Genomic DNA, 2971 nt, shown 5'->3' on the forward strand with positions numbered 1-2971 from the left:
CCCTACGGGGGCGAGATGCTCGTAAGTGCTGAAGCACTGACGATCATCGCGAAACACACTGGTTATAGGATCAAGCCTTACGGGCAATTAGTATCAGTTAGCTCAATGCATTACTGCACTTACACACCTGACCTATCAACGTCCTGGTCTGGAACGACCCTTCAAGGGGCTCGAAGCCCCGGGGATATCTCATCTTAAGGCGAGTTTCCCGCTTAGATGCTTTCAGCGGTTATCTCTTCCGAACATAGCTACCCGGCGATGCCACTGGCGTGACAACCGGTACACCAGAGGTTCGTCCACTCCGGTCCTCTCGTACTAGGAGCAGCCCCCTTCAAATATCCAACGCCCACGGCAGATAGGGACCAAACTGTCTCACGACGTTTTAAACCCAGCTCACGTACCTCTTTAAATGGCGAACAGCCATACCCTTGGGACCGGCTACAGCCCCAGGATGAGATGAGCCGACATCGAGGTGCCAAACACCGCCGTCGATATGAACTCTTGGGCGGTATCAGCCTGTTATCCCCAGAGTACCTTTTATCCGTTGAGCGATGGCCCTTCCATACAGAACCACCGGATCACTATGACCTGCTTTCGCACCTGCTCGACTTGTCGGTCTCGCAGTTAAGCACGCTTATGCCATTGCACTATCAGCACGATTTCCGACCGTACCTAGCGTACCTTCGTACTCCTCCGTTACACTTTGGGAGGAGACCGCCCCAGTCAAACTGCCTACCATGCACTGTCCCCGATCCAGATAATGGACCAAGGTTAGAACCTCAAACAAACCAGGGTGGTATTTCAAGGACGGCTCCACCGAAACTAGCGTTCCGGTTTCATAGCCTCCCACCTATCCTACACAGATCGGTTCAAAGTCCAATGCAAAGCTACAGTAAAGGTTCATGGGGTCTTTCCGTCTAGCCGCGGGGAGATTGCATCATCACAAACACTTCAACTTCGCTGAGTCTCGGGAGGAGACAGTGTGGCCATCGTTACGCCATTCGTGCAGGTCGGAACTTACCCGACAAGGAATTTCGCTACCTTAGGACCGTTATAGTTACGGCCGCCGTTTACCGGGACTTCAATCAAGAGCTTGCACCCCATCATTTAATCTTCCGGCACCGGGCAGGCGTCACACCCTATACGTCCACTTTCGTGTTTGCAGAGTGCTGTGTTTTTATTAAACAGTCGCAGCCACCAGTTTATTGCAACCTCTTCACCCTTCTGGCGCAGGCCAGTCAAGCTACAGAGGCGTACCTTATCCCGAAGTTACGGTACCAATTTGCCGAGTTCCTTCTCCCGAGTTCTCTCAAGCGCCTTAGAATACTCATCTCGCCCACCTGTGTCGGTTTGCGGTACGGTCACTATTAGACTGAAGCTTAGAGGCTTTTCTTGGAACCACTTCCAATTGCTTCGCTTCCGAAGAAGCTCGCGCCACACCCTTGAATTATGTGCCCGGATTTGCCTAAGCACCTTCTCCAATGCAGCGACCGGGACGTCCAACACCCGGACAACCTTCCGCGATCCGTCCCCCCATCGCATCTAACAATGGTGCAGGAATATTGACCTGCTTCCCATCAGCTACGCATTTCTGCCTCGCCTTAGGGGCCGACTCACCCTACGCCGATGAACGTTGCGTAGGAAACCTTGGGCTTACGGCGAGGGGGCTTTTCACCCCCTTTATCGCTACTCATGTCAGCATTCGCACTTCCGATACCTCCAGCACGCTTTTCAACGCACCTTCGCAGGCTTACGGAACGCTCTCCTACCACACACGTATCTTTCAACGTGTATCCGCAGCTTCGGTGACTGGCTTGAGCCCCGTTACATCTTCCGCGCAGGACGACTCGATCAGTGAGCTATTACGCTTTCTTTAAAGGGTGGCTGCTTCTAAGCCAACCTCCTGACTGTTTTAGCCTTCCCACTTCGTTTCCCACTTAGCCAATCTTTGGGACCTTAGCTGGCGGTCTGGGTTGTTTCCCTCTTGACACCGGACGTTAGCACCCGATGTCTGTCTCCCGTGATTGCACTCTTCGGTATTCGGAGTTTGCTATGGCGTAGTAATCCGCAATGGACCCCACAACCATGACAGTGCTCTACCCCCGAAGGTGATACACGAGGCACTACCTAAATAGTTTTCGGAGAGAACCAGCTATTTCCAAGTTTGTTTAGCCTTTCACCCCTATCCACAGCTCATCCCCTAACTTTTCAACGTTAGTGGGTTCGGTCCTCCAGTACGTGTTACCGCACCTTCAACCTGGCCATGGATAGATCACTTGGTTTCGGGTCTACGCCCAGCAACTGATCGCCCTATTCGGACTCGCTTTCGCTACGCCTGCCTTAATCAGTTAAGCTCGCTACTGAACGTAAGTCGCTGACCCATTATACAAAAGGTACGCCGTCACCCCTTACGAGGCTCCGACTGTTTGTATGCATGCGGTTTCAGGATCTATTTCACTCCCCTCCCGGGGTTCTTTTCGCCTTTCCCTCACGGTACTGGTTCACTATCGGTCGATCACGAGTATTTAGCCTTGGAGGATGGTCCCCCCATCTTCAGACAGGATTTCACGTGTCCCGCCCTACTTCTCGTACCCCTAGTTCTTCCAAGCTGTTTTCGTCTACAGGGCTATCACCTGCTATGGCCGCACTTTCCAGAGCGTTCGACTAACAATTCAGATAAAGAGTACAGGCTGATCCCATTTCGCTCGCCACTACTTTGGGAATCTCGGTTGATTTCTGTTCCTGCGGTTACTTAGATGTTTCAGTTCACCGCGTTCGCTTCACGTAACCTATGGATTCAGTTACGGATGACCCATACGGGCCGGGTTTCCCCATTCGGATATCGGTGGATCAAAGCTCGTTTGCCAGCTCCCCACCGCTTTTCGCAGGCTACCGCGTCCTTCATCGCCTGTGATCGCCAAGGCATCCACCACATGCACTTGTTCGCTTGACCCTATAACGAGTGTGTCTC

The 2971-nt window shown here is 52.6% G+C and carries 1 rRNA gene; it reads right to left on the reverse strand.

Annotation, left to right across the window (positions count from 1 at the left end):
* Positions 1–66 precede the first annotated feature (66 nt).
* Positions 67–2953: ribosomal RNA gene (locus PQR08_RS38405) — 23S ribosomal RNA — on the reverse strand.
* Positions 2954–2971 lie beyond the last annotated feature (18 nt).

The sequence above is a fragment of the Caballeronia jiangsuensis genome, assembly GCF_046030135.1.
GTDB classification, from domain to species: Bacteria; Pseudomonadota; Gammaproteobacteria; order Burkholderiales; family Burkholderiaceae; genus Caballeronia; species Caballeronia jiangsuensis.